Below are 21,938 nucleotides of genomic sequence, written 5' to 3'. Positions count from 1 at the left end.
GACTTGCATCCTTATTTGTCCTTATTGTAACTGTTCCCACTCCACCACAACTTGTGCATGATCGCCAATCAAGGTCCATTCGCCATCCATCACATTTAACTGCAATTGCATGGTGCGCTCGCATAATTGCGGCAAGGCATCAGTAGTCGCGGTCGAGAGTTTCCACACTTGCACATTGCTTAAAGTTTTTAATTTGCTGTTGCGCTTATACCATTCATCCACAGCTGAACCATAAGTAACAACAGCCACTTGCTTGCAACGCGCGCTGGCTTTTTTGACTTTATCTTCATCCGGACTGCCCACTTCAATCCATTTCACCAGTTGACCGGTCAGGTCTTTTTGCCACAATGCCGGCTCATCGGTTTCAAATAAATCTTTGGTAAATTCCAAGGCTTCATCGGCAAAACGGGCATAGGCCAAAATACGCACCATCAAGCGTTCAATGGTTTCAGATGGATGTAAAGCCATGGTCAGTTGATAATCACCGTATTGATGATCATCCATATTGGCAATATTCAAATCTGCCTTATAAATCGTTGCTTTAAGCGCCATACAAGTATCCTCAAATTTGGCGCCTAGCATATAAGATTTAGACCGATTTTGCAGAGTTGTTTTTAGGGCTCATCTCGATTCAACTGACATTGAAATAACTGCTCTTCAAAATATTGCCAGTCGCGCTGGTCTTGCACAATAATTTCAATACGGTTATCAATGCCTTCTTCTGAAGACTGATAATTAAACTGTTCCGGATTAAAATTAAAAGTTTTCCAGCCCTGATTGGTATTAAAAATGGCTTTAATCCGCAGCCAGTCTTGCTGTTCACACAATAAATCCAGCAAGGCATAAAAGTCGAATTGCCAGCGCTTGGGTAATTTCCAGCCTGCCACACTATAACCTTGAGCAGTTTCAGCATAGTGATAAGGCAACTGTTTAATTTCTGGCAAGGACTGTCCTGCTGAAAATGTTTTCTGAATTTTCAATAAAGGCTGAATTTTGCGTTCAGTTCCCACATAAGGCTGGTCAATTTGCTGAAGTGAAATATGCTCCTGCCCGCTCATCAGCCAAGTCTGTTGATAGGCCTGATATTCAATTTTCAATGCTGCTAAAGCCTGATCATCTGCAAAATTCATCGTATCCGCATGAGACACCACAATAATTTGTGCTGCTTTTAACTGGTCTGCATACAGGTTCTGCTTGCTCCAATCACTATCATGCAAACGCGAGCCATCAATCACGGTCACTAATGCCCGCATGGCAATACTCTGTTGCCAGTGTGGCTCGGTCAGTTGTTCCAGTAATTGTGCAGGATGTCCCAAACCTGTGGGTTCGATAAATAACCGGTCCGGTTTGCTTTCTGATAATAACCGCGACAAGGCAATCTGCATCGGCAACTGGCTGCTACAGCACAGACAACCACCGAGTAACTCCTTAACTTCATAGCCTTGGGTTTGCGGTAATAGCTGCTGATCAACTCCAATTTGCCCAAACTCGTTCATCAGCACCGCCCAGACTTCATTTTCCGGCTTCTGGCTAAGTAAATGTTTAAGCAAGGTGGTTTTTCCAGCGCCTAAAAACCCGGAAATAATATGTGTCGGTACTGCTTGAGTGGGAGAAATCAGTTTCAAAACTTACTCGCTATTCATGGCCAGGGAGATTAATCAATGCAGTGATGAGGACAACTTAGCCGAAAAAGGTGCTCAAAAATCTGTATAGAACTCCACTTTAATTTTTTCCTCTAGCTCTGGCAATGTATTCACTTCATTTAAAAGACCTAGCAACCCGTTTGATCAAATTTTATTGAAATAACTCAGTAGACTATAAAAAATATCATCGGCAGCAATACGCTATTTTTAGTGCACTAAATCACTCAAAATAGAAAATAATCTCAAAAAATCTGCAAAATTTCTTTACATTTAATTGAAACAACCGGTTTGTTAAAACGATTATTTTCTGCTGTTTTTGTGTCTTTTAAGTAAGAAAATGCATTAAAAAAGCTTATATAGAAATATCTGCATACATTTTCTATGCATTGTTCAGCGCATTTTTTACAGTAAATAAACAGCACACACTTGCTTGTATTTTTCAGGTTAACCGCTCTGTTTCACTTTGTTGCTTTGATTGCCCGCTCTCCCGCAGGTCTTTAGCATGGGCCCTGTTCATATTTATGTGATGATAAATATGGATCGAATAACTTTTTAGAAAATAAAGGATGCTTAAAATGAAATTAACTCAAATCTTACTTGCCTCTACTTTAGCCATTGCTGCAGCAAGCACTTTTGCTGCAACTACGGATAAACAAAAAGAAGAAGCAAAAGTCATTGTTTCAACCCAGGAACAGCCTGCTACAACTTCGGAAAGTGCTGCTGATAAATCATCTGCTGCTCAGCCTGCTTCAGAAACTGCTGCTGAAGAAAAACCAGCTAAACCAGCACAATAAGGCTCTTAAACCTTAACTTACCTTACTCCCTCCCTATTGCTTATTTAACCTAAAGCACGATTGAGTGAGAAAAGCTGAATGATATACATCGTTCAGCTTTTTTATTTTTAACCCGATATTGATGAATGATAGAAAAAAATGATCATTAGGCTTAAAAAAAATATAGCCAATAATGAATATAATTGTTTATTTTCAATAATTTAATCAATTAAAACTATTTCTAATGTTTTTTTGTCATTCAATAGATCTACTATGGCATAGCTTGTTTAGACCCTCAATTTCACCGTTAATACCCTTAAATGTGGATTGATTGAATGGACATTCGCTATGAGCAACAAAACGAATTTCACGACTGAAGTGGCTATCTTGGGCGCAGGCCCTGTTGGTTTGACTATTGCGAACTATCTAAGTAAACAAGGCATTCAGGTCACGGTGATCGAACAACTGGACAGTTTGATTGATTATCCGCGTGCCATTGGTATTGATGATGAATCTTTACGTACCATTCAATCACTCGGTTTGGTTGACCAGGTCTTGCCGCATACTACGCCGAACCACGCTATGCGTTTCTTGACGCCAAAAGGTCGCTGTTTTGCCGACATTCAGCCACTCACCCGCGAATTCGGTTTCTCCCGTCGTAATGCCTTTATTCAGCCACAGGTCGATAATGTCTTACTGCAAGGTTTAAAGCAGTATGAAAAAACTGAAGTGCTTTTTTCACGTCAACTGAATGAATTTAGCCAGGATGCCAACGGCGTAACACTTAAAATTAAAGATAAAGACCAAAATGAAGAAACCGTGCATGCACAATACCTGATTGCCTGCGATGGCGGTAACTCAATTGTACGTCGTACTCTAAATATTGGCTTTGATGGTAAAACCGCACCAAACCAGTGGATCGTGATTGATATTGAAAATGATCCTCTGGCAACACCGCATATTTACCTATGCTGCGACCCGGTTCGTCCATACGTATCTGCTGCACTTCCGCATGGCATCCGCCGTTTCGAATTTATGGTGATGCCGGGTGAAACTCAGGAAGAACTGAGCAAACCTGAAAACATCGCCAAATTACTGTCTAAAGTATTACCGAATGCTGAAAATATCGAAGTGATCCGTCAGCGTGTTTATACACACAATGCCCGTATTGCTGATAAATTCCGTATTGACCGTATTTTACTTGCCGGCGATGCCGCACACATTATGCCGGTATGGCAAGGTCAGGGTTATAACAGCGGTATGCGCGATGCCTTTAACTTGGCCTGGAAAATGGCATTGGTCATTCAGGGCAAAGCTACCCCAGATTTATTAGATTCTTACCAGATTGAACGTAAAGACCATGCCAAAGCTATGATTGATCTTTCAGTAATGGCAGGCCACGTACTTGCGCCACCGAAAAAATGGCAAGGTTTCATCCGTGACGGTATTGCCTACGCATTGAATTACATCAAGCCGATTAAACAATATTTGCTTGAAATGCGTTTTAAACCGATGCCGAAATATCATGACGGTGCCTTGCTAGCAGACGGCAAGAAAGAATCTCCGGTCGGCAAGATGTTTATCCAGCCGCAAGTGAAACTTGAGTCGGGTGAACAAGTTTTACTGGATGAGGTGATTGGCAATGACTTTGCCATTATTGCCTGGGGAGTCGATCCTCAATGGGGCCTCTCGGATACCACCATGCAAGTCTGGAAAAAATTAGGCGTTAAATTTATTCAAGTCATTCCTGAAGTTCAGTTTGGCAATGAAAACCGCAAGCAATTTGACGGCGTGATTACTCTGGGTGATATTGGTACCGATATTCGCAGCTGGTTTGGTAAAACCTCTGAATCGGTTGTTATCTTACGTCCTGACCGCTTTGTGGCAGCGCTTACGATTCCACAAACGCTGGATCACGTGAGCCAACAACTGTTTAAAAAGCTACATGTAAAATAATGCAGATATAAAAATACATTCACTGAATCATATTCAGAGACCTGACCACGTGAAAGCGTGGTCTTTTTTATTTCCACTTATATTAAGTAATTAAATTAATCATTTATTTTCTGAAACCACGGTACATTTTTCATGGAGTCACGCTGTGCCAGAAGCTGAATAAACGGCTTGAACTCATCCAGATACGGCAAAATTTTAAAAGAGATGGCAAAAACCAGCCAGTAACCCAAAAATAAATCTGCTGCTGAAATTTTCTCACCCAGCAAATACAGATTTGCTTCTTGCATACCCTTTTTTAGAAATGCCAATACGCTCTCCTCATGACCAAAAGTCAGGCTCCGTTTTCTTTGTTCAATTTGCTCATTCGGCACGTTAAGCCCTTTTAAATCCATATATTCAGTCAAAGGACCATGAGCAAAGAATATCCATTTCAGATAGGCACCGCGCTTGGGATCATCCAGAGCGGGTGCCAAACCTTTTTCTATATATTTATCAGCCAAGTAAGCAAATATAGCCGCGACTTCAGAAATTACGATGCCCTGATCGACCAGACAAGGCACCTTTCCCATAGGATTAATACTCGTATATTCAGCCTGATGCATGTTTTCATAAGGCACTTCTATCTGTTCAATCTGGTCTTCAATATCTAGCTCTTTCAACAGAGGCATCAAGGTCATGCCACGCGACTGGGCATTGTTATATAGCTTCATCATTTTCATTCGATCTCTATTGTTATTTTATTTTTTGAGTATAAAGCGATTTCATTGCGTATAGATGAGTATTATGTGACAGATTCATCCGGTGACGATGCTTTCGCCCGTTTAAAAACATCACATGATTTGAACGTTTTTTTTAAAAGAACCCCATATAGAACTGCTCTTTCAAAATTTTTAAAATCAGTTCAATCAGCTCATTTTTTTGTTCTTTGCGATAACTGGCATACAGGTCAATCATCGGTAAAGGTTCGATGGTATTTTTCACAATAATTTTATCGCCCAAGAGCGGAATCACATAAGCCGGTACCAGACTCCAGCCTACCCCCATCCCGACTAAATTGACATTTAACAGAATATTGGTCGAGTGCTGTACGACGTTGACATCCAGTTTAGATTGCTTAAAGAAATCGGTAATAATTTTATGCAGCTGCGGTGAAGCATCCTCATCACTAATCACAAAATCTTGATGATTAAAACTCTTGATACTAATATGCCGCTGATCGGCAATCGGTGAATCTTTAGGTACGATTAAAGCCAGAGGTTCACTAAAAATTTGCACATGTTCCAGCTCATCTGATTCATCGACATAGCGGGTAAAGGCAATATCAATATCGCCTTTCTTTAACGCTTTCAGCTGGTTGGCATCGGTCAGGCTATGAAAGTTGATTTTGATATCGGGAAAATGAGCCCGTATATTCGGCATGATATAGGGAAAAATTTTCATTTCTGCCACAGGCACAAAGCCAATATTCAACTGGTCTTTGTTCAGGTTGGCAATTTTCCGCGCATCATCAATGGCTTTTTCTGCATGCTCCAAACTGAGCAATGCTTCTTTTAAAAAGGATTTTCCCGCTTCAGTCAGTTCAACTTTACGGTTGGATCGAACCAGTAACTGAACACCGACCTCATGTTCCAGATCTTTAATTTGCTGGCTCAAAGAGGGTTGCACCGTACACATGCGCTGTGCTGCCTTGGTAAAATTCAGTTCTTGTGCAACAGCAACAAAATAGCGTAAATGACGTAATTCCACGTGCCGGACCTCTCTTTATTTAGGTTGCTTCAGTGATGCCGAAACTGTGTATTTATAAACAAATAGCGTTAGTACAGTAATTCCAGCACAGAATAAATAACTCAGTTGATAACCATAATAGGCAATCATCAATCCTAAAATGACTGAACCGATTGCCATGCCCAAATCAAACAGGGTAAAGAATGTGGAAATGGCATGTCCCATACGCTGTTTGCCGACAGACTGAATGGCAATAGTTTGAAAACATGGAAACAGTGAGCCATAACCAATACCAATAAATATAGCAGATAACCAGAGCAGCCATTGATTGGAGATCAGACTGACCACGACCAGACCGATGGCAAAGAAAATAAAGGAAGGATAAATGACTGCACTGGCGCCCTTGCGATCATAAATTTTACCTACCCACGGCCGCACCACAATCATGGAAACAGCAAAGACAATGAAAAACAGGCTGGTATACGCCAGCAAATCTTTAGATTCGCTATACGCGGTAATGAAACTCATAATGCTGGAATATGCAAATGCAGTCAGCAATGCCACAAAGCCAATCGGTATGGCACGTGTTTCAATAATGTCATGCCAACCCAGACGGTTTTTTTCTTGAGTCTCAGCCGTGAAAGCAACCTTGTCCTGCTGTTGTACCGGAATGATTAAACAGAAGATAAAACCTAGACTGATCACAGCAGTTAATAACGCAAATAGCATCTTGAAATCAGTAAACTGCAACACAGTTAAGGCAATTAAAGGCCCAAACACTACGGCAAGGTTGGTCGACATGACAAAATAGCCCATGCCCTCGCCCTTGCGATGATCGGGAATAAAATCATTCGCTATGGGCACGGTCACGGTGGTTAATACACTAAACCAGATGCCGTGAATAAATCGGATCAGTAATAAAGCCCACATACTGTCGGCAAATAGATAGCTAAAAGCAAAAAGAACAAATAGCAATTCTGAACCGCGAAAAGCGATTTTTTTGCCTAATTTTTCCACAATCAGTCCGGAAAATGGCCGAACCGCAATGGAAGACACCAGAAACAGGGTCAATGCCAAACCTGCCTCTTTCACCGTTCCGCCTAAATCCTTCATGATGTAAATCGGTAGAATGGTCAACAAGGCATAATAATAGGTAAATAAAAACAGGTTATTGCATAGACACAATATAAACGAGCGATTCCATAAACGCTCAGTGTTTGTCGCAGACATAATGACCAACTTAGCGGTAGCCTGGTGCTACTTTTGAACCAGAACAGGTTGCATTACCAAACTTACAAGATTATGTATGTAAGCTTCATCCGGCTTGCAATTAAAGAAAATAATCTGATAGTGAATTGGCCCGTACAGCGTATCCAGCATCAGTTCAAAGGGATATTCGGCAATAATTTCTTTACGCTCGATTGCGATTTGAATCAACTTGCGGGTCTGTTCACGACGCGGTAATAAATATTGTCTAAAGAAATCACCGGCAGCTTCACGATGCTCTGCCATGACCACCAATAAGGCACGCCCGACTGGATGATTGAGTGCGAGGGACAATTTTAAAAGCTGCTGATTCAGATTAAATTCAAGACTTTGCTGAAAATCCAGATCAAAGACCGAAGCGGTTTGCTCTTTAAAGGCATCAAAAACCAGATCCGATTTATGCTTCCACCAGCGGTAAATGGTAGATTTACCTACACCTGCCCGAGCTGCAATATCTTCTACCGTTAAATGACTGTAGTCATATTCTTGTAGCGCTGCAGTTACTGCCTGCAAAATACATTGCTTGCGTCGGGAAGTTTTCTCTAATTCAGACATGAACCACCCAATCGAAACGATACGTATCGTTTCATATTAGGCTAATTTTTATTTCCTGTACAGACCTGATCATCCCTTTAAAAGCAAAAAAGACTGCTATAAAGCAGTCTTTTCATATATCAACTTTTAGTCGATTTTAATCTTTAATACAGTATTAGCATTGCGAGGTTTTTTTATAAATACTGCATGAGGGATGATGACTTTCTTGCAAACGTGCCACTTTACGATGTTCAGCAGCCTCGAAACGGCAACGTTTCCAGTCATTGTCCAGATTTAATGCCGGAATCTGTTTTGGTTTACCGTTTTCATCCACGGCCACCATAGTGAAGTAACAACTATTGGTATGACGTACGGTACGCTTCTGGATATTCTGTGCTTCTACGCGAATCCCGATTTCCATTGAAGTACGGCCAACATGGTTGACACTGGCAAGGAAAGTAACGAGTTCACCCACATGAATCGGCTCTTTGAAATTTACTTTATCCACCGACAAGGTCACCACATAACTGCCTGAATAACGGCTAGCACATGCGTATGCAACCTGATCCAATAACTTTAAAATTGTTCCGCCATGAACATTTCCTGAAAAGTTTGCCATATCAGGAGTCATTAAAACTGTCATGGTTAATTCAGACTGGTCATCTAATGCTGGAGCAATTTGATCTAATGGGGACATCGCGTTCTCTAGACTCTTTTATAGACAATAGTATAAGGAATGATTATATCGTTTTTCTGTGCATTAAAATGTCGAAATGGGCAATAAAACCATCATTATTATTTATAGTGATTTTACTATCATTCAAGAAAATATATATCTAATTCACCAACTCACTGACGCATAAGCAATTTTCTTATAGCCTGATTTTAATAGAATATTTGTTCTAAAAATAAGATTACAAAAAAATGGCGGCATATTTTAAAATGTACATTTGGATTATTACTCGACTACACAGGAATAAAGTGAAAAGTTAAAGTCATGTGTACATCAGTGCTATGGTTAAAGCTGTCTTATCAAACAGCTAAATAGCAATATTAGAATAAAATTAAGCCGTTACATTGCGCAGCATTTCTTTGGAAATATTGCCGTAACTCAATACATTTTGCTGGTCGAGCTGGGTTTCAACACTATAGGTGCCATCAGTATTTTCTGCAATTATAGTAAATACCAGATTTCCCATACTCGCCATTTTGACTTTTTGGCCTATGGTAAATTTTTCTATTTTCATATTGCTGCTATTCATTTAACCATCCTTACAGAAATATGTTTTAGCACCATTTCAATACAATCCAGTTTAGTCACTTTTGATTCATTGGTAAACTTAAATCATTGAACAAAAACATATTAATACAAAAATAATATAGAATGAAAGCTTTAATCGCTTAGTTTATTTTATTTAGTAATATCAATTAATTAGTTTATCTTTAGAGTATATTTCAGTGAGTTTTGATGATTTATCCATCAAAACCCACGTTCAAAGAGACTAAAACATAACAGCATCGCAATGATGAAATCGAATCCTTATCAAGATTCGACTTCATCATTACATTGTATTCAAGGTTCTAATCCTGAACGCTTAATTGCTGAATGGTATAACCGAATGGATAATGCTTTTGTTTCAATAACGTTGTAATTGTATTTAATTGATTCTGCGCTGCCTCTACTCCGGCTTGCATGGTCATTTCACGGCCTTTAACATCAAATATATGCCCTTTTTCCCTTAAGTCTGGCTGAATGATGATATCTGCGTGCTTGAGTTCTTCTTCAGCTAAACGGCTTTGCATAATATTGATATTTTGATTAAACATTCCCCAGACATTCCGGGTTTCGGTATGCATGGGTTGCGCCAGAATATCAACGGCGATCACAATATCCGCGCCTAAATCGCGTGCCACCTCTACCGGCACCGGACTCACCAGACCACCATCAACATATTCCTCTTTCCCAATTCTGGTCGGAATAAACATGCTTGGAATAGACACTGAAGCGCGTACTGCCTGTCCGGTATTGCCATAATTAAAGACGACTTTTTTGCCTTCCTTTAACTCCGTTGCGACCACGTACATGGGAATTTTTAAGGATTCCAACGGCGTATTATTAACTTGCTGATTAACGTAATTTTCAACTTTTTGGCCGTCAAAAAAACCTTTCATATCCAGCTTTACATCACGAACATCATTGGCTTTCATGCTTAAAGCAATAGTGCGTAGCTCTTCTGCTGTTTTGCCACTAGCATAAATGGAACCCACAATACTGCCTGCACTGGTACCTACAATCAAATCAGGGTGTATTCCTTGCTGCTCCAATACCTGAATGACTCCAATATGCGCATAGCCCCGCGCGCCTCCACTCCCCAGCACCAAGGCAACAATAGGACGGTTTTCCCGCTGTTTAAGTTTTTTAAAATTAATCCGGTCTGCCCGAACTTGAGCATCTGTAGCAGGTGGTTCAGATAGTCCTGTCGAACCAACAGTAAACTTGGGCGGAGTCACCGTTTGACATCCCCCTATACCCAATACTGCCAAAACAATAAAACTAAATTTGATGTTGCTCATGAACCACCTAAATATAAATAAAGCTGTTCGCAAAAAAGGCATACAGTTTAAGAATGATTAATTTGCAAAACTGTATTATTTCGTAAATTGTTCATCAAAAAAATAGCAGTCCTAAAAAGACGATAGCGCATAGATTTGCCATCCCATATTTATATTATCTCATCTTTTTACCCATTTTTACTTATGGAAAAGATGGGTATTACACAATGCTAATTAGATGGCTTTAATATTAATTGGAGATTAAAAATAAATTTTCAAATAAAAAAGAGGCGAATAAATCGCCTCTTTTCAAATTTCCAGTTTTGAATTAGAAATTATATCTTGCCATTAAGCCTACACGGTTATCTTTAAATGACTGTCCAGCAAAGGTATCACGCTTACCATTGATATATTCAACACCTAGGTCAATTGGCGCAACTGGTGTATAGATAAAGTTAATCCACGCCTGTTGAACTTTTTCATTGGCTGCAGTATTAAGACGCGCATAGTCAGTGCCATCATCAGCAAACAATGCACCATAAGCCAATGTCGAACGTAAGTTAGGTAAAATCTTATAGGTTGCACCTACTTGAACCGCATTAAATTCATTCTGCTCAATACTGTTATTTGCAGAATCGACAGAATAAGCGCTGTTGCTACCATAGAGGTAGTTACCGTTACCCACAACATGCGAAACATCAGCAGATACTTTTAAAGGATCAGCAACTTGATAGTTTACCCCTGCAGCAATACCCCAACCGGTTTTGTCATCATCTGCTGTGGTCGATTTATAATTTTCAACTAAAGCACGTGCTGATGCTGAACCTTTACCCTCAGCAAAACCTTGAACCAATTTCGCAGTTAAATTAGGTAAACGATATTTGATGCCATCACCCGTACTATCGCCTTCTTCAGCTGAAACGAACAGTTGAGTTTGTGGTGCAAGTTTAAAATTGTAGCGAACTTGTGGAACACGTTGAGTACCACCACCCACGTTGGTACTGAAATCAATCATTTCAGGCGCATGATTTGACAGGAAGTTAGAGGTGGTTTGACCAAATAACCAGTCATTATAAGTTAAATAACCGTGACGTAAACGCAGTCCGTCATTCGATCCATTGGTATCAGCAAAGTCAACTTCGATTTTACCGCCAACCTTGTTGTCTGCCCCTACAGGTGCTGAAAAATCTAAACCAAAACGTGTTGTTTTACCGGTCGCGCGTAGCTTGTCGTTTACAGTCGATGTTCCTGCACCAGCTGTACCGGCTTTAGCCACATTACCAAAGTCGTTATCCGCACCTTCAATAATGTAGTTAGCATCGCCACGCACGAAACCATACAGGTTTACACTTGCGCCGGCTTTAGTTTTAAAGCCTGTTGCAGACGCTTCAGCTTTAGCTGCAGGCGCTGCTGCAAGTTGAACAGGTTGTGCTTTAACTTGTTCAATTTGAGTTTGTTGCTGTTGTTGAACTTGCTGTTGTTGCTGAATTAAAGATTTTAATGCTTCTACTTCTTTACGTAAGTCCTGAATTTGTTTTTGTTCAGCTGTACCGGCCTGTGCTGCGCTAACCATTACCGCAGTGACTGCCAATGCTAAACCCTTAGCCATAAATTTACCGTTACGTAATTGACCCATTGTTAAAATCTCCGATCTGTTAAATATCCGCATCCATGCATTCAGTCATTTTTAAAAACCCAATAAATCTATGAAAAAACAACATTCAAAAATTAACAAGCTTAAAAAATCATTGCATTTTCAGCTTATGAGTACAGTAAAAAAACTTAAAATATTATAAATTTACAACATGTGACAAATCACACATCATGCCAAATCTAGCAATTTTTAGCTTTTATTAAAATCATTTTTCCCGAACAATGATTAGTAAATGATCTTATTTTTAGATTCAATTAAAAAATAATTCGAATATTCATATATTTATACACATTTCGTATACAGCTTAACAATTAGACATTCGACTAATGTATATAGTCAAAGGATGTTAAAAAACTCATTTCAAAAGGAATTTTATGATTTTAGCGCAAGTTCAGAACGTGGATGCTGCTATTACTTCTCGCCATTCCGTGCGTGCTTTTTTGAATCAGCCTGTTGATCCGCATATGATTAAAGATATTTTAGCAGTAGCAAGCCGGGCGCCATCAGGAACCAATACCCAACCCTGGAAGGTCTATGTGGTTAGCGGAAAAAAGCGTGATGAAATGGTCGAGCGTGTATGCAAGGCACAACTTGAACTTTATGAAAAACCTGAACTTGCACAGCAGCATCAAGAAACTTTTGCCTACTATCCAGAAAAATGGATTTCCCCTTTTATTGAGCGTCGCCGTGAAAATGGCTGGGGTCTATATGGTCTCTTAAATATTCAAAAAGGTGAAAAAGATAAAATGGCACAGCAACAACTGCGAAATTTTCAACTTTTTGATGCGCCGGTTGGGCTGTATTTCACCGTAAATAAAGCCATGGGTATTGGCTCAAAAATGGATATTGCCATGATGATTCAAAACGTGATAATTGCAGCAAAAGCACGCGGGCTGGATACCTGTCCTCAAGCAGCCTGGAATCATTTTCATGGCATCGTAATGGATGTGCTGAATGCCCCGGAAGATGAAGAACTGGTTTGTACAGTCGCGCTTGGTTATGCCGACCCCGAACATATCGTGAATAGCTTTATTACGCCACGTATTGCGGTTGAAGAATTTACTGTGTTTATGGATCAATAATTGGCTTCAATAAAAAAGAGACCTGGTTTTCAGATCTCTTTTTTTATATTTAGGTATTAAAACTTTTATTCTGAAGCTGTCTGCTGAGCTGCATAATGGAAAGCAATGTAATTCCCACGAAGATCAACATCAAAATCCCCATATTGAGCAATGAATTCCAGATGAGAAAATTCAAAATCACGCCGCCAAGCAAGCCACAAGCAAATTGCATACTTCCCATAATGGCACTGGCTGTACCGGCTTGCGCCCCCTGTTCCGACATGGCCAATGCCATCGCATTCGGGCCGGTAAAGCCAATGCCTGCCACTGCCCAGAACATGCCCATCAATACTACCCATAATGGGCTATGACCAATAAAACCTGCGACAAATAAAATGGATGCTCCAATTAACTGAATGATGCCGCCTATTTTCAGGCGGCTCATTACCGAAAATTGATGACCCAGCTTTTTATTTAAGGTCGATAACAACATGATACCAAAGGCATTCAGGCCAAATGCATAAGCAAATTGCTGTTGAGTTAATCCAAAATCATCCATCAACACTGCAGCAGAGGAACTGATATAACAGAATAAAATGCCACCAGAAAAACAGCCGGCCAACATTGGCCATTTAAAACTCGGGTCTTTAAAAATACTGCCATATAGCTGAATAATCTGGGCGACATTCAGCTTTAAACGGTGTTCAAGCGGCAAACTTTCTTTAAAGAAAAAGTGTACACAGACTAAACAGATCAACCCAATCATAGTTAAAAAACCAAATACTGCCTGCCAGGCAAAGAACTTCAATACAATGGCGCCTAAACTTGGCGCGATAACCGGGGCAATTCCCATCACAATCATCATACTGGCAAAGGCCTGAGCAGAAGCCTGCATATCCAGACGGTCACGAATGGCAGCCCGTGCAATCACTACCCCGACACAGCCCCCAACCGCCTGTAATATACGTGCAGCAATCAAGCTCCACTCATTGCTGGCAAAAATACACAGCAGACTTGCCACCACGTAAAGTGCCAAGCCAAAATAGAGCGGGGTTTTGCGCCCAATCCGGTCACTCAAGGGACCATAAATCAGCTGCCCCAAAGCCAGACCTAAAAAATAAGCTGGCAAAGTATTGGCCACCATTTGCGTACTGACACCAAAATCCTGTGCCATTTGTGGCAAGGCTGGTAAATACATATCAATAGAAAGTGGACCTAATGAGGTCAATAAGGCCAGCAGCATAATCCATGCCGTGGAATATTGTTGTGTAGACTGTTGTTCAGACATATCGATATTTAATTTTTAAATGCAGGCTTTAAAGACAAGCTTACACTGTACATAGTATTATTTCTAAGGATTGAGAGTGAAATTTCACATAATTTACTTCTCCATACATAAATCCTCTGGTGATTAGGACATAACTTGAAATCTTGGCTGACGCGTCTTAAACAAGCGACTTATAACACGACATTTATGTATAACCTGCGCATGATTATTGCATTTGCAGGAACCGCCTTTGTGCCCTATTTTATGGGGCATCAGTTAGCCACCATTCCCTTGACCCTGGGTGTGGTTGCTGCCGGCTTAAGTGATATTGATGACCGCTTTTCGGTTCGCATCATGAACCTGATTTATACTTATATCGGCTTCTTTATTACTGCTGTTTCGATTTATTTTTTATTTCCTTATCCAGTTTTGTTTGCTCTCGGGCTGATTGTATCTTGTATTGGTTTGATTCTGCTCGGTTCCTTGGGACGGCGTTATGCGACCATTTCCTATGGTTGTCTGGTGATTTCCGTTTACTCGATGCTCGGTGTTGAGTTATTTGACAACTGGTATAGCCAAGCCTTGCTGCTGGTTGCAGGTGCTGCATGGTATGGCCTGATTTCCACCATCAGTTTTTTACTGTTTCCTGTGCGTCAGGTTCAAGACAAACTCTCACAGTGCTATTCATCACTGGGTGACTTTCTGTTTGCCAAGTCCAATCTGTTTGATGTCGACATGACCCCAGACAGTTATCAGCAAAGCATGATTGAGCTATCGCTGGAAAATGGCAAGCTGGTCGGCATTTTCAATGAAATGAAAACTGCGCTTCTCACCCGCTTAAAAGGTGACCGGGGGCAAAAAGATACCCGTCGCAGCCTGCAATATTATTTTGTGGCGCAGGATATCCATGAACGTGCAGATTCAGCGCACATTGACTATCAGAAACTGGTCAAAATTTTTGAACATAGCGACATTTTATTTCGCTTTCAGCGGATTCTTTCTATCCAGGCGAAGGCCTGCAAAGATTTAAGTCACAGTATTTTGCACCGGGAAACCTATCAACATAACAAACGCTTTAAACACGCTTTTGCCAATTTAAAGCTATCTTTGGAGAAATTGCGCTCTGAACAGCAATATGACCAGGTGTGGGTCAATGCGCTATTTTCTCTGTATCAAAATTTAAAGTCGATTGATGCGCAACTGCGTAATGTCGAAACAGAGCGGCATATCAAGTTTGATAAAAGCAAACATATTGAAAACCAGCTGAAAGATGATGATTTAAAAGGCTGGGATGATATTGTCATCCGCATCAAACAACATTTAACGCCAGAATCTGTGCTGTTTAGACATGCAATCCGGGTCTCTATGGTCCTGCTGATTGGCTATATTTTTGTGCAAGTGACCAATATTGAATATGGCTACTGGATTTTACTGACAGCTCTTTTTGTCAGCCAACCCAACTTTAATGCCACCAAACGCCGTTTACGCCTGCGTATTGTCGGCACTTTGGTCGGTATTATTCTCGGTTATGCCATTTTGTACTTTATCCCTTCTATTGAGGGGCAATTATTATTGTTGATTTTAAGTGGTGTACTGTTCTTCGAATTGCGCAGTAAACAATATGCCCAAGCCACCGCCTTTATTACCATTCTTGCGCTGATTAACTTTAATCTGGATGGAATGGGCTTTGAAGCAGCCCTACCCCGCATGATTGATACCTTAATTGGCTGTGCTTTGGCATGGTTCGGAGTCAGCTTTATCTTCCCGGACTGGAAATTCCGCCGTCTACCGCGCACCATCCAACGCTCACTCACTGCTCAATGTGAATACTTAGCCGAAGTCATTCAACAGTATAAAAATGGACGTAATAACGGGTTGAAATATCGGGTGGTGCGTCGCGCTGCAAATAACAATGATGCAGATGTCGCTTCACTGATTTCGACCCTGGCCACAGAACCTGATTTTGATCCGGTACAAAAAAGCCTGGCTTTTGAATTCTTGTGTTTGAATCATACCCTGCTCAGTTATATTGCTGCACTGGGTGCACATCGTGAGAAAATTTCAGATCAAGAAGTTCTGCAGCTACTCGATCAGTCTCTGGATGACATTCAAGGTGCGTTGTTAAAAGATGAAGTGCCCGACCTGACAGCACAAAATATGTTGCATACCATACGGCAACGCTTGAGCCAAAATAACGAAGATGATCAAAAATCTCTGATCGTTTTGCAGCAATTATCGTTAATGCTCAGTATTCTGAATCAACTCAGTCGTTTAAAGCAAAGTTTGAGCCATGACCGTGATGAAAAGGCCACCGAATTAGCCTCATTATAAATAGGATGATTTTGGAACAATATACTCACTGAATTGGTATAAATAATGCTAAACTTTTTACAGTTCTAGATTTGTTATTTTCATTATGACCGCGAAAAATTTATACGCTTATACCCTACAGCCTGTGAACTATGAAATTTCAGAGGCTGAACAACGTCAAGCTCAACTTGCCATCTGGCGTAGCACCAATAAAATCGGCACCAAAGCCTGGATGATCATGGCAGCCGTTGCTGTACTTTCGATTGTTGGCATCATCTTGCTGAAAAACTATTCCACCATTTTCTGTTGGGTGGCATTGGTCTGTGTTGTTGCTTACTTCCTCGTGCGTAAATTCGGCCTGGAATGGTACGTGAAACGCAAGATGAATGAATTTCCGGTTCAGGAAATCAAAGGCATTCGCTTAGGCGTTCAACCCCACGGCTTGATTATGCGTCAACAAATGGGTGCACAAGAAGGTGTCGGTGCGATTGGCTGGAAAGATGTGTATGAATGGTATAACACGCCTGACTTTATGTTGATTAACTTCAAGGTAAAAGGTCAGCAAGGTGCTTATATCTTGCCAAAGCGTATGGATTCAAAGAATTTTTCATTCAATACCATTCGTAAGCACTTAACTGAAACTGTGGGCGAAGCAAAACAGATTTAAACGCTACTGCAAGCTAGACATAAAAAAACCTCCAGACTGGGGGTTTTTTAATTCCGACAAAATTAAATGATAATGAGAATAGATATTACCTACAAAATCGATATCATTTTGGAAAAGTTCAGTTATAATTCAGCGTAATTCTGTCTATTCTCAGCATCCTCTTCGGTTATGTTAAAAAAAATCTTTTTCCAGATTCACTGGTTTCTGGGTATTACTGCCGGGTTAATCCTCTCGATTATGGGGGTAACCGGTGCCATTTACTCCTATGAACAGCCTATCCAGAAATGGCTCAATCCAGATAGTTATACCGTCCAGGTTGAAAAACAAGATAAATTAACCCCTGCCGAGCTGTATCAGCATTTCCAGAAAACTGATCCAGAGATGAAAATTAACAGCATCACCGTGGCTAAAGACCCAACCGTATCTTCGAGCATTAATATTGTGAAAGAAGGTGCGCGTAAGGGTTATACCATGATGATTAACCCCTACACTGCTGAAGTTTTACCTGAAGTCAAAAGTCGAGAATTTTTTAAGTTTATCGAGCAGTTACATCGCAACCTGACCGTTGGACCCGTCGGCAAACAGATTACTGGTGCATGTACCCTCATGCTGCTGATCTTTATCTTCAGCGGTTTATATCTGCGCTGGCCCAAAAAGCATTCTTTTAAACAGTGGTTCATGATCAAACCACAACTGAAAGGCCGTAATTTTATTTGGGACCTACATGCCGTGGTGGGTACCTGGGTCGTGGTTTTCTTCCTGATTATTGCCTGTACGGGTCTAACCTGGTCTTATGGCTGGTGGCGTAGTGGCCTGTATACTGTGATGGGCGTTGAACAACAAAAAGAGTCCAAGGGTGAAACTGAAAAACCACGTGATGGTGAAGAACGCGGAAAGCGTGAAGGCTCAGAACCACGTAATTCAGCTACAGGTAACAGGGAAAAGGCTATCTCTGCGAATGATCACGGAGCAGCTGGTGAACAGCAGCGCGGTGAAAAACGTGAGAAAAAAGGCTTAAGCCCAGAGCAAATCAATCTGGCTCTCAGCCAAAGCTGGAACGGCTTTAATGCTCAGGTGGGCCGTGATTATTCAAGCATTACCCTGAATGTTCCTAAAAAGGCGAATGGTGAACTTGAAATTAGCTTTGTCGATGTGATTCCGCAACATGAACGTGCACGCAACAAAGCCACATTTGACTATCAGGCGTCTGCCATCAAAAAGATGGAAATTTACGAAGATAAAAAGCTCAATGAAAAAATCATGAGCAGCATACTGCCGGTTCACCGCGGTAGCTTCTTTGGTCCGGTATATCAATTCTTTGCGATGCTGGCTGCTCTGAGCATGCCATTGTTCTTTATTACCGGCTGGATGCTGTATCTGAAACGTCGCAAGCAAAAGAAACTGACTCAAGCAGCACGTCATAGCTTAACGGCGGTCAATATTGATGCCAATGCAAAACCTTGGCTGATTGTCTATGCGTCACAAACCGGTATGGCGGAACAGCTGGCATGGCGTACAGCCACCAGCCTGCAACAGGCCCGTCAACCCGCAACAGTAAAATCAGTACAACATTTAAGTCTGGATGATTTAAAAAATACCGAACAGGTTTTATTTGTAGCCAGTACTTACGGTACCGGTGAAGCACCTGACTTAGCCTCAGGCTTTGCCAAAAAAATACTAGGCAAAAAAGCTGATTTAGGTCATCTGCACTATGCCGTATTGGCCTTGGGTTCGCGTGAATATCCCGATACTTTCTGTCATTTTGGCCATGCGATTGATGACTGGTTAAAGCAAAATGGTGCACAGCAATTGTTTAATACGATTGAAGTGGATAATGCCAATCAAGAGCAGATTCAGGCATGGAATAACGCTTTAGCCAACGTAACTCAACTTGAGTTACAAGCCATGAATATCGAAAAAACGTTTGATAGCTGGACCTTAACCCAACGTGACCTGCTTAACCCGAATAGCTTGGGTGCACCAGCATTTAATATCGAGTTAAAGCCGAGTCATGAAGTGACCTGGCAAGCCGGTGATATTGCCGAGATTCAACCCGGCAACAGTGCTAATCGTATTGCCCAGTTTATGCAGCAGCATCAAATTCAGCCAAATACTTTGGTCGATTCTTTAAATATTACTATTGAACAGGCTTTATGGGATAAAGATTTAACTATTGAAGTTGAACCTTTTGCCAATATGGAGCATTTACTGGAGCAGCTTCCTGCGTTGCCTTCGCGTGAATATTCCATTGCCAGCATTCCTTCACAGCAAGTTCTGCGCTTAGTGGTGCGCCAACAGTCCGATACCCAAGGTCAATTGGGTCTGGGATCAGGCTGGCTCACCCAGCATGCCCCATTAAATAGCGAGATTGCACTGCGTATCCGTAATAATCCATCTTTCCACCTGATTAATGACAACCGTCCCGTAATTTGTATTGGTAACGGTACAGGTCTTGCCGGATTGATGAGTTTGTTACATGCACGTACCCGTCAGGATTACACCCAAAACTGGCTGATCTTTGGCGAACGTCAACGTGAACATGATTTCTTCTATCAAAGCACGATTGAAGCCTGGCAAACAACAGGCATGCTACAACGTCTGGATTTAGCCTTCTCACGTGATCAGGCAGAAAAAGTCTATGTGCATCATAAACTGCGTGAACAGGCTCAAGAGCTCAAAGCCTGGGTGAATAATGGTGCGGTAATCTATGTTTGCGGTAGCATTAACGGTATGGCCAGCGATGTCGATCAGGCCTTAACTGACGTTTTGGGTGAAGCAACCGTTGATCAGCTCCGTCAGGATGGCCGTTATCGTCGTGATGTCTACTAATTACTAATTAAATGTTATAAAAAACCGGGTCTCAGTACCCGGTTTTTTATCCTTAAAACATCCAATTTGTTTAAACTAACAATAACATTTACCCAGAGTAAGCTTATGTCCAGCAGTTTCAAACGTCGCCTGAGTTTTATCATTGGCAGTGTATTGGCTCTCGATAGCTTATGGCTACTTTCACTGGATAAAATGCATCTTGGTATTATTCTTCTTACGATCATCGGTATAGGCCTCATGCTCTATGCCTTGTGTTTTACCTGGATTCAAAACTTTGTTCAGCGCACCCCAATGAGAAAAACTTTATGGCGCTGTGCATGGGTAGGATTTTTTCTTTGGATCAGTACGTTATTTATATTTTTCAGTTATCTACAATATAGCATTCAGCAATCTAATACAGTTCAGCCTGCTTCTGCCCTCATTATACTGGGCAGTGGCATTGAAAAAGGCCAGCCTTCTCCCACATTAAAACAGCGTTTAGATGTCGGTGCCAATTATGCCAAACAGTACCCTGAAACACTGCTAGTGGTGACTGGAGGTAAAGGTTTCCAAGAACAGATTTCTGAAGCAACAGTAATGGCTGAATATCTGCAACAACAGCATCATATTGACCCATCACGGATTTTATTAGAAGCTAAAAGCACCAGCACTGCGGAAAATCTGCGCAATGTGCAGCCTTTACTGGCACAGCAGCATATATCTCTAAAACAGCCTATTGTTATTGTTACCAGTGACTTTCATATTTTACGTGCCAAGGCTATTGCCAAACATCAAGGTTATCAGCAATTACTCACCCTCAGTGCTCCAACACCGCTTTATATTCGCTACAACTCCTGGTTGCGCGAATATTTTGCCTTTATCAGCGGCTGGCTATTACGTGAATATTAAAATTAGTTCAAACGGATGTTACGTGGTAAAGGCAGCTTTTCATCTTTAAATAATTCAGGTTTTTGGACATAAATCTGATACAGGTAATTTTTGATATCTAATAATAGTTTTTCTGGTGCAACCAGCACATTTTGCCCTTCTGGTGTTAAATCCATCGATATACAGGTATTTTCCTGACGTAGAAAAGGAATCACTTTTTCAACAAAATCTTTAAGTGAAATATCCTGAACCTGATAATTGGCCCAATTGTCTTTGATTAGCAGTTTTGCCAGACCTTTACTTTGCCAAATGGCGAATGCACGCTGACCGGTAGGCGTTGCACATAATGCAAAACCATCATCATACAAGGCATGAACATAACCTTGAGCTACAATCGTTTCAACAAATTGTTTATAGATCTCTTGCGCGTTATAAGTATTATTTTGAGTTTTAGACGCAGCCTTGCGTTGATATGGATTTCTCATGATTTTTCAATAGTTAAAATTATTATTAACTAAAGAGTTTAGGAGATAAATAGGATTTGATCAAGGAGAATATATGGTGGGCGCTGACGGGATCGAACCGCCGACATTCTGCTTGTAAGGCAGACGCTCTACCAACTGAGCTAAGCGCCCTTGAGGAATAAAAATAGCGTTGCTATTTTTATGACGCAAGAAAGAAATCTTGCTTGATTATACACTTCCTAGCACAAGGAATCTAGAAAATGGCGCAGCGGACGGGACTCGAACCCGCGACCCCCGGCGTGACAGGCCGGTATTCTAACCAACTGAACTACCGCTGCATCACGATACTTATTTCTAAGTCATTATATC

The 21,938-nt window shown here is 41.0% G+C and carries 19 protein-coding genes and 2 tRNA genes; 7 read left to right on the top strand and 14 right to left on the bottom strand.

All coding sequences use genetic code 11. The features are described from left to right. Nucleotides 1-21 precede the first annotated feature (21 nt). Nucleotides 22-552 (bottom strand): YaeQ family protein, encoded by a 531-nt coding sequence (locus B4C48_RS00880; protein ID WP_291352506.1) that lies wholly within the window; start codon nucleotides 550-552, stop codon nucleotides 22-24. 62 nt (nucleotides 553-614) lie between these two features. Further along, a complete protein-coding gene (locus B4C48_RS00875) occupies nucleotides 615-1,625 on the bottom strand; it encodes a CobW family GTP-binding protein (RefSeq protein ID WP_291352504.1) in 1,011 nt (336 codons plus the stop codon). 593 nt (nucleotides 1,626-2,218) lie between these two features. Here B4C48_RS00875 and B4C48_RS00870 point away from each other — a divergent pair. Both B4C48_RS00870 and B4C48_RS00865 read left to right on the top strand, forming a co-directional pair. Beyond that, complete coding sequence (locus B4C48_RS00870; RefSeq protein WP_291352502.1) at nucleotides 2,219-2,437, top strand: hypothetical protein; 219 nt, start codon at nucleotides 2,219-2,221, stop codon at nucleotides 2,435-2,437. Between the two features lie 327 nt (nucleotides 2,438-2,764). Beyond that, nucleotides 2,765-4,372: a bifunctional 3-(3-hydroxy-phenyl)propionate/3-hydroxycinnamic acid hydroxylase gene (locus B4C48_RS00865; protein WP_291352500.1), complete on the top strand. Its 1,608-nt coding sequence runs from the start codon at nucleotides 2,765-2,767 to the stop codon at nucleotides 4,370-4,372. A gap of 95 nt (nucleotides 4,373-4,467) precedes the next feature. Here the strand turns inward: B4C48_RS00865 and B4C48_RS00860 are convergent, their stop codons facing one another. From B4C48_RS00860 to B4C48_RS00825, 8 genes are all read right to left on the bottom strand, one after another. Then, nucleotides 4,468-5,082, bottom strand: a complete 615-nt coding sequence (locus B4C48_RS00860) for a glutathione S-transferase family protein (RefSeq protein ID WP_291352644.1) — start codon at nucleotides 5,080-5,082, stop codon at nucleotides 4,468-4,470. Nucleotides 5,083-5,224: 142 nt separating this feature from the next. Next, nucleotides 5,225-6,118, bottom strand: a complete 894-nt coding sequence (locus B4C48_RS00855; RefSeq protein ID WP_291352498.1) for a LysR substrate-binding domain-containing protein — start codon at nucleotides 6,116-6,118, stop codon at nucleotides 5,225-5,227. Nucleotides 6,119-6,133: 15 nt separating this feature from the next. Continuing rightward, nucleotides 6,134-7,327 carry an MFS transporter gene (locus B4C48_RS00850; protein WP_291352496.1) on the bottom strand — a complete coding sequence of 398 codons (1,194 nt, stop codon included), beginning with the start codon at nucleotides 7,325-7,327 and terminating at the stop codon, nucleotides 6,134-6,136. A 27-nt stretch (nucleotides 7,328-7,354) separates the two neighbouring features. After that, nucleotides 7,355-7,918, bottom strand: a complete 564-nt coding sequence (locus B4C48_RS00845) for a TetR/AcrR family transcriptional regulator (protein WP_291352494.1) — start codon at nucleotides 7,916-7,918, stop codon at nucleotides 7,355-7,357. A gap of 154 nt (nucleotides 7,919-8,072) precedes the next feature. Next, nucleotides 8,073-8,594 carry an acyl-CoA thioesterase gene (locus tag B4C48_RS00840; RefSeq protein WP_086199282.1) on the bottom strand — a complete coding sequence of 174 codons (522 nt, stop codon included), beginning with the start codon at nucleotides 8,592-8,594 and terminating at the stop codon, nucleotides 8,073-8,075. 367 nt (nucleotides 8,595-8,961) lie between these two features. Beyond that, nucleotides 8,962-9,159, bottom strand: a complete 198-nt coding sequence (locus B4C48_RS00835; RefSeq protein ID WP_291352490.1) for a hypothetical protein — start codon at nucleotides 9,157-9,159, stop codon at nucleotides 8,962-8,964. A gap of 319 nt (nucleotides 9,160-9,478) precedes the next feature. Continuing rightward, nucleotides 9,479-10,471, bottom strand: coding sequence for a patatin-like phospholipase family protein (locus B4C48_RS00830; protein WP_291352488.1), 993 nt, complete (start codon nucleotides 10,469-10,471; stop codon nucleotides 9,479-9,481). 307 nt (nucleotides 10,472-10,778) lie between these two features. Beyond that, a complete protein-coding gene (locus B4C48_RS00825) occupies nucleotides 10,779-12,086 on the bottom strand; it encodes a DcaP family trimeric outer membrane transporter (protein WP_291352486.1) in 1,308 nt (435 codons plus the stop codon). Between the two features lie 392 nt (nucleotides 12,087-12,478). On the opposite strand from B4C48_RS00825, the gene B4C48_RS00820 reads away from it, so the two are divergent. Further along, nucleotides 12,479-13,186: a nitroreductase gene (locus tag B4C48_RS00820; protein WP_291352484.1), complete on the top strand. Its 708-nt coding sequence runs from the start codon at nucleotides 12,479-12,481 to the stop codon at nucleotides 13,184-13,186. A gap of 49 nt (nucleotides 13,187-13,235) precedes the next feature. Here B4C48_RS00820 and B4C48_RS00815 read toward each other — a convergent pair whose 3' ends face one another. Further along, nucleotides 13,236-14,453 carry a multidrug effflux MFS transporter gene (locus B4C48_RS00815; RefSeq protein ID WP_291352482.1) on the bottom strand — a complete coding sequence of 406 codons (1,218 nt, stop codon included), beginning with the start codon at nucleotides 14,451-14,453 and terminating at the stop codon, nucleotides 13,236-13,238. A 135-nt stretch (nucleotides 14,454-14,588) separates the two neighbouring features. Here B4C48_RS00815 and yccS point away from each other — a divergent pair, with 135 nt between their 5' ends. From yccS to B4C48_RS00795, 4 genes are all read left to right on the top strand, one after another. Further along, a complete protein-coding gene (gene yccS / locus B4C48_RS00810; RefSeq protein ID WP_291352480.1) occupies nucleotides 14,589-16,763 on the top strand; it encodes a YccS family putative transporter in 2,175 nt (724 codons plus the stop codon). A gap of 85 nt (nucleotides 16,764-16,848) precedes the next feature. Beyond that, nucleotides 16,849-17,409: a hypothetical protein gene (locus B4C48_RS00805; protein WP_291352477.1), complete on the top strand. Its 561-nt coding sequence runs from the start codon at nucleotides 16,849-16,851 to the stop codon at nucleotides 17,407-17,409. Between the two features lie 168 nt (nucleotides 17,410-17,577). Further along, complete coding sequence (locus B4C48_RS00800; RefSeq protein WP_291352475.1) at nucleotides 17,578-20,238, top strand: sulfite reductase flavoprotein subunit alpha; 2,661 nt, start codon at nucleotides 17,578-17,580, stop codon at nucleotides 20,236-20,238. Between the two features lie 105 nt (nucleotides 20,239-20,343). Next, nucleotides 20,344-21,126, top strand: coding sequence for a YdcF family protein (locus B4C48_RS00795; RefSeq protein ID WP_291352472.1), 783 nt, complete (start codon nucleotides 20,344-20,346; stop codon nucleotides 21,124-21,126). 2 nt (nucleotides 21,127-21,128) lie between these two features. On the opposite strand, the gene B4C48_RS00790 is transcribed toward B4C48_RS00795, so the two are convergent. The 3 genes from B4C48_RS00790 to B4C48_RS00780 all read right to left on the bottom strand — a co-directional run bounded on the left by B4C48_RS00790 (nucleotide 21,129) and on the right by B4C48_RS00780 (nucleotide 21,907). Beyond that, complete coding sequence (locus B4C48_RS00790) at nucleotides 21,129-21,590, bottom strand: DUF2750 domain-containing protein (RefSeq protein ID WP_291352470.1); 462 nt, start codon at nucleotides 21,588-21,590, stop codon at nucleotides 21,129-21,131. A gap of 74 nt (nucleotides 21,591-21,664) precedes the next feature. Next, nucleotides 21,665-21,740 (bottom strand) — tRNA-Val (locus B4C48_RS00785). Nucleotides 21,741-21,830: 90 nt separating this feature from the next. Next, a tRNA-Asp gene (locus tag B4C48_RS00780) sits at nucleotides 21,831-21,907 on the bottom strand. Between the last annotated feature and the right edge of the window lie 31 nt (nucleotides 21,908-21,938).

Source organism: Acinetobacter sp. UBA3106, from assembly GCA_002365595.1.
In the GTDB taxonomy this organism is placed as follows: Bacteria; Pseudomonadota; Gammaproteobacteria; order Pseudomonadales; family Moraxellaceae; genus Acinetobacter.
Note: the sequence above shows the minus strand (reverse complement) of the source record. Positions and strands in the feature narration are given on the sequence as shown.

What these genes read in the sequence shown, in the direction of transcription:
- B4C48_RS00850 (WP_291352496.1), bottom strand. Translation starts at nt 7,327, where the DNA reads ATGTCTGCGACAAACACTGAGCGTTTATGGAATCGCTCGTTTATATTG.
- B4C48_RS00800 (WP_291352475.1), top strand. Translation starts at nt 17,578, where the DNA reads ATGTTAAAAAAAATCTTTTTCCAGATTCACTGGTTTCTGGGTATTACT.
- B4C48_RS00795 (WP_291352472.1), top strand. Translation starts at nt 20,344, where the DNA reads ATGTCCAGCAGTTTCAAACGTCGCCTGAGTTTTATCATTGGCAGTGTA.
- B4C48_RS00860 (WP_291352644.1), bottom strand. Translation starts at nt 5,082, where the DNA reads ATGAAGCTATATAACAATGCCCAGTCGCGTGGCATGACCTTGATGCCT.
- B4C48_RS00790 (WP_291352470.1), bottom strand. Translation starts at nt 21,590, where the DNA reads ATGAGAAATCCATATCAACGCAAGGCTGCGTCTAAAACTCAAAATAAT.
- B4C48_RS00820 (WP_291352484.1), top strand. Translation starts at nt 12,479, where the DNA reads ATGATTTTAGCGCAAGTTCAGAACGTGGATGCTGCTATTACTTCTCGC.
- B4C48_RS00880 (WP_291352506.1), bottom strand. Translation starts at nt 552, where the DNA reads ATGGCGCTTAAAGCAACGATTTATAAGGCAGATTTGAATATTGCCAAT.
- B4C48_RS00870 (WP_291352502.1), top strand. Translation starts at nt 2,219, where the DNA reads ATGAAATTAACTCAAATCTTACTTGCCTCTACTTTAGCCATTGCTGCA.
- B4C48_RS00830 (WP_291352488.1), bottom strand. Translation starts at nt 10,471, where the DNA reads ATGAGCAACATCAAATTTAGTTTTATTGTTTTGGCAGTATTGGGTATA.
- B4C48_RS00865 (WP_291352500.1), top strand. Translation starts at nt 2,765, where the DNA reads ATGAGCAACAAAACGAATTTCACGACTGAAGTGGCTATCTTGGGCGCA.
- B4C48_RS00825 (WP_291352486.1), bottom strand. Translation starts at nt 12,086, where the DNA reads ATGGGTCAATTACGTAACGGTAAATTTATGGCTAAGGGTTTAGCATTG.
- B4C48_RS00840 (WP_086199282.1), bottom strand. Translation starts at nt 8,594, where the DNA reads ATGTCCCCATTAGATCAAATTGCTCCAGCATTAGATGACCAGTCTGAA.
- B4C48_RS00805 (WP_291352477.1), top strand. Translation starts at nt 16,849, where the DNA reads ATGACCGCGAAAAATTTATACGCTTATACCCTACAGCCTGTGAACTAT.
- B4C48_RS00845 (WP_291352494.1), bottom strand. Translation starts at nt 7,918, where the DNA reads ATGTCTGAATTAGAGAAAACTTCCCGACGCAAGCAATGTATTTTGCAG.
- B4C48_RS00815 (WP_291352482.1), bottom strand. Translation starts at nt 14,453, where the DNA reads ATGTCTGAACAACAGTCTACACAACAATATTCCACGGCATGGATTATG.
- B4C48_RS00835 (WP_291352490.1), bottom strand. Translation starts at nt 9,159, where the DNA reads ATGAATAGCAGCAATATGAAAATAGAAAAATTTACCATAGGCCAAAAA.